The sequence below is a fragment of the Actinomadura darangshiensis genome, assembly GCF_004349235.1.
Taxonomy (GTDB): domain Bacteria; phylum Actinomycetota; class Actinomycetes; order Streptosporangiales; family Streptosporangiaceae; genus Spirillospora; species Spirillospora darangshiensis.
Genome location: NZ_SMKY01000473.1, coordinates 1 through 4,485 on the forward strand (window position 1 = coordinate 1; position 4,485 = coordinate 4,485).

The window sequence follows — 4,485 nt, forward strand, 5'->3', positions numbered from 1 at the left end:
ACCAGGCGAACGAGCGAACGCACAGCTCAAGTCATGGCGGATCCTGCGGAAGCTGCGCTGCAGCCCGAGCAAGGCCGGCCACATCGTCAAGGCCATCGCCGTCCTACAAAACCACCGCGTCGCTCAGGCCGCCCGAGGATGAAATGGGTTCAGTGGTTGGCGGATGACCAGGTAGAGGACCTTGAGCGCGGCCTGCTCGGTGGGGAAGTGTCCGCGTCGGCGGGTGGCCTGGCGGAATCGGGCGTTGAGGCTCTCGATCGCGTTGGTGGTGTAGATGACTTTGCGGATCTCGGCCGGGAACGCCAGGAACGGCACGAACGTGGGCCAGGCGTCGCGCCACAGCCGGATGATCGCCGGATATCTGTGGCCCCATTCGGTGTCGAACTCGGCGAACCGCTGCTCGGCAGCGGCCTCGGTCGGGGCGGTGTAGATCCGCCGCAACTCCTTGGTCAGCCGGCTCCAGTGCGCCTTGGAGGCGTACCGCAGCGACGAGCGCACCAGGCGCACGACGCATTGCTGGACGGTGGCCTGCGGCCAGATCTCCTCGATCGCCTCCGGCAGGCCCTTGAGCCCGATGCCCCTATAGATGTCAAGCCGCGAACACCACGTTTCGTGGTTCTCGCGTGGGACGGATCAGGTTGAAGATCTCGCGGGCGATGTAGCGCTTGAGGCAGCGGACGATTTCCCGTTTGGTCTTCCCCTCGGCGATGCGTCGTTGCAGGTAGCTGCTAGTGCGCTGGTCGTAGCGCAGACGGGATATGACGATGCGGAACAGGGCGGCGTTGGCCTGACGGTCGCCGCCGCGGTTGAGCCGGCGGCGTTAAGTGTTGCCGGAGGACGCCTCGACCGGGCTGACGCCACACAGCGCGGCAAAGGATGCTTCGTGGCGAAGCCGTTCCGGGTTGTCACCAGCCGCGATCAGCAGGGCGGCGGCGCTGTCGGGTCCGACACCGGGCAACTCCAGTAGGCCGGGGTTGTGCCCGCTGATCAGTGCCTTGAGTCGCTTGTGCAACTCGTAGGCCTCGGCCTTGAGACGCAGGATCCGCTCGGCCAGCAGCCGTAGCGTGTAGATGAGGGTCTGCTGGACCTCGGTGGCGTCGTCGGGCTCGACCAGGGCGGCGCAACGGCGGATCAAGGTGGCCGGGCCAAGGCCGCTCAGCGATTCCCGCAGCTGGGGGTCAGCGCCGACGATGACGCCCTTGAGCTGGTTGATCGCCTTGGTGCGGGCGTTGACGGCCGAATCGCGGGCGAGCCTGAGCAGCCGCATCGCTTCCACCGGGCCGTCTGCGGTCTTGGCGATGACGCTCGCGCTGCCCGACAGCACGGCGCGGGCGGCGGCCTCGGCGTCGATGGTGTCGGTCTTGCCGCGGGTGCGGCGAGCTCGCTTATCGGGCTGGTTGACGTCGAACACCTCGACATCTTCGCCTTGCAGCATCCTGCTCAGCGCCGCCCCATACGACCCCGTGCACTCCACTCCGGCCCGCCGCACCACGCCGTACTGGCGCGCCCACCCCAGCATCGAGCGATAGCCATCGGCGGTGGCGGAGAAGGTCTGCGAGTCCAACAGCGCACCGAGCGCGCTGACTACGGCGGCGCTATGGGTGTCGCGGTGAGTGTCCACGCCGAGGATGACCTCGGTGCTGCAGGACGGGGAGGAGTCGGGCAGGCTGGTGGGGGTCATTCGGCATCCGATCGGCTCAGGCTTGGGGCTGGATGGCCGACGCCGGGCCGGTTCGGGCGGTCAGGACTGTGACGGTGCCTGTCGCGAAGGCCCCTATCGGGACACGCTCTGGCCGGTCCGGCGGCAGCAAACACCGCCCCAGACCACGGCCGACAGATCGGCGCTCAAGACACCACGGTCAATCGCAACACGGGTCAGGCCGCGGCCTGGGACAGCACCCCATGATCTTCACAGTCGCAGCAGGCGATGCACACATCGGCGACGCCGCGGTTGCGGAGTTCGGCCAGCACGGTCATCCAGTGCTTGGCGCCCTCGCCGCCGGTGCCGACCCACAGGCCCAGCACGTCGCGTTCACCGTGGCAGTTGATGCCCAGGGCGACATAGATCGGGCGGTTGGCCACCTGGCCTTCCCGGATCTTGACGTAGATCGCGTCGATCAGCACGACCGGGTAGACGCCGTCCAGCGGCCGGGCCCGCCAGGCCTCCATCTCTTCCACGACCTTGTCGGTGACCCGGGAGATCAGGTCCCGCGACACCTCGACCTGGTAGATCTCGGCCAGGTGCGCACGGATCTCCCCGGTGGTCAGGCCCTTGGCATACAGCGAGATGATCGACTCATCGAACCCCTCGATCCGGCGGGCGTGCTTGGGCACGATCTGCGGCTCGAACCCGCCCCGCCGGTCACGCGGCACCTCGACCCGCACCGGCCCGACCTCGGTCGACACCGTCTTGGCCGACGTGCCGTTGCGGTGATTGCCGGTCGGCCGAGCCGGGCGTTCGCCCTTGTCATAGCCCAGATGATCGGTCATCTCGGCCTCGAGCGCGGCCTGCAGCACGGTCCTGGTGACCCCGGCCAAGAGCCCGTCCGGCCCGACCAGCGACACCCCCTCGGCCTTCGCCTTCTCGATCAACTCGGCGGCCAGCTGCACATCCAGCCCACCAGCGGCCGTGCCTTTGTCGTCGTTGGTCACGTGCGATCCTTCCCGGCCGGGGCATCGACCCCAGCCTTCCGGATCACCACCCCACCCACACGATCTTCAGGACACTCCCGAGGTCGCGGCCGGTGATTCTGCGGGTGGTTGTTCTATCGGACGGCTTCGCTGGGGTGGGTGGACGGCTGGGCCCGTTCACTTGCGGTCGGTGCGTCCGTTTCGCGTGCTGCTGGTTGCTGTCACGTTGGCTGGGCTTGGTGGTTGTGGTGGAGTTTTTGTCTGCGGGTTTGTGATTCTTCTGGTTGGCGGCGCGGCCTGACGGCCGCGCTATTGCCAGCTACGAGCGCGGCGGAGGCACGCTTTCTGCTGCTTAGCCACGCTTATCCGGCAAAGAGAGCGCCTCGGCTTCAACGATCAATAGAAGGGTCAGAGTTTTCCTTTACTTAGAGTGGTCTATCGCGTTCTTTGCGTGGTCGGCCGTGGTATTATAGGGGTGTTGGAGACGGGGGGTGGACTTGCGGTGGCGGCTCTTACTGTTGTTGATGATGCTCGTGCGGAGATCGGTGAATGGGAGGGGCGTGGATGGTTTCCTCCGGGGCCGCAGTTGGCGATTTGCCTTTCGGGTGGGCTGGACGGGCTCTCGGACACCGAACTCATGGAAGTGGCCGCTGCGGCGCGTCGTCAGACTTCCTGGGCGCAGGCCCGTGAACTCGCCGCCATCGCCGAACTGTCCCGCCGCCGGACGGCTGCCGAAACCGAGGATGATCCCGATTACCGGGTCCTGTCCGCTCATGAATCAGTGGTGGAAGAGGTCGCGGTCGCCCTCAACGTGACCGGGAACGCGGCTGCCACACTCGTCCACGTCGCCGACCGACTCGCCGACGACCTGCACGGCACACGCGAAGCCCTGGCTACCGGCCAGATCGACCTGGCGAAGACTCGGGTGATCTGCGACCTCACCGATGGGCTCCCGGACGGCCTCGATGAACGGGTGGAAGCCGCCGTCCTCGACAAAGCGCCCGGTCAGACGACCGGACAACTCCGCCGACGCATCAGGCGCATCGTGCAACGACTCGCGCCCGAGCGGCTCGAGGAGCGCAAGCGCGAGGCCGTCCGGCGGCGGGACCTCCAGGTCTGGGATACGCCCGACGGTACGTCCGACCTGACCCTCACCGGCCTGGAGACGAGCGAAGCACACGCCATCTTCAACAAGATCACCGCGGTTGCACGGGGATTGAAGGGGGACGGCGACGCACGGCCCCTCCACGCGATTCGCGCTGACCTGGCAAAGGTCCTATTGCGGGGTGTGCCATTCCCCGAAGCAGCGCATGCGCTTCCCGGGGCGATTGAGTCACCCCACACCGTCGCGATTCCCCGCGTCACAGAGGCGCCCCATCCGGACATGTCGGTCGTCGAGACACTTGCCCGCATGGTCGACCAGCGCCTCACGAAGGTCGCCACGCACGCTCGGGCCGGTGGGCGGACGAACGCGCTCCCGCTCATCATCACGCGTGCCGTCCAGGACATGCACGAACAACTGCGCGGCCTTCGCGAAAGCTGGTGCCAGGCCACCGGCCGGACGCCCGACCAGCACGGCCACAACGGCTACCGGCCCCCGGCGGAAATGCGGCGGGTGATTGAGGCCCGGCACGAGACCTGCGTCTTCCCGACCTGCAATCGCCGGTCGAACCGATGCGACCTCGACCACACGATCCCCTGGGGCCGAGGAACCACGTGCCCATGCAACCTCGCCCCGCTCTGCAGACGACACCATCGGACGAAACAGTCCCCGGGATGGACACTGATCCAGCCCTGGCCCGGCCTCCTCATCTGGATCACACCATCCGGAAACTGGCACATCACCCTCCCCAC

2 protein-coding genes and 2 pseudogenes are annotated in these 4,485 nt (G+C 67.2%); 1 reads left to right on the forward strand and 3 read right to left on the reverse strand.

Going from position 1 to position 4,485, the window contains the following annotated elements; genetic code table 11:
* Window positions 1-150: 150 nt before the first annotated feature.
* The 3 genes and pseudogenes from E1293_RS44835 to E1293_RS44845 form a co-directional block, all read right to left on the reverse strand.
* Window positions 151-573: pseudogene (locus tag E1293_RS44835) on the reverse strand (IS256 family transposase); the annotation flags it as partial.
* Window positions 574-820: 247 nt separating this feature from the next.
* Entirely contained in the window at window positions 821-1,681 is an 861-nt protein-coding gene (locus E1293_RS44840) for an IS110 family RNA-guided transposase (protein WP_424923730.1), read from the reverse strand.
* 233 nt (window positions 1,682-1,914) lie between these two features.
* Window positions 1,915-2,616, reverse strand: a pseudogene (locus E1293_RS44845) (IS256 family transposase); the annotation flags it as partial.
* A 493-nt stretch (window positions 2,617-3,109) separates the two neighbouring features.
* On the opposite strand from E1293_RS44845, the gene E1293_RS44850 reads away from it, so the two are divergent.
* The coding region (locus tag E1293_RS44850) for an HNH endonuclease signature motif containing protein (RefSeq protein WP_132205923.1) at window positions 3,110-4,485 on the forward strand (1,376 nt) is incomplete at its 3' end.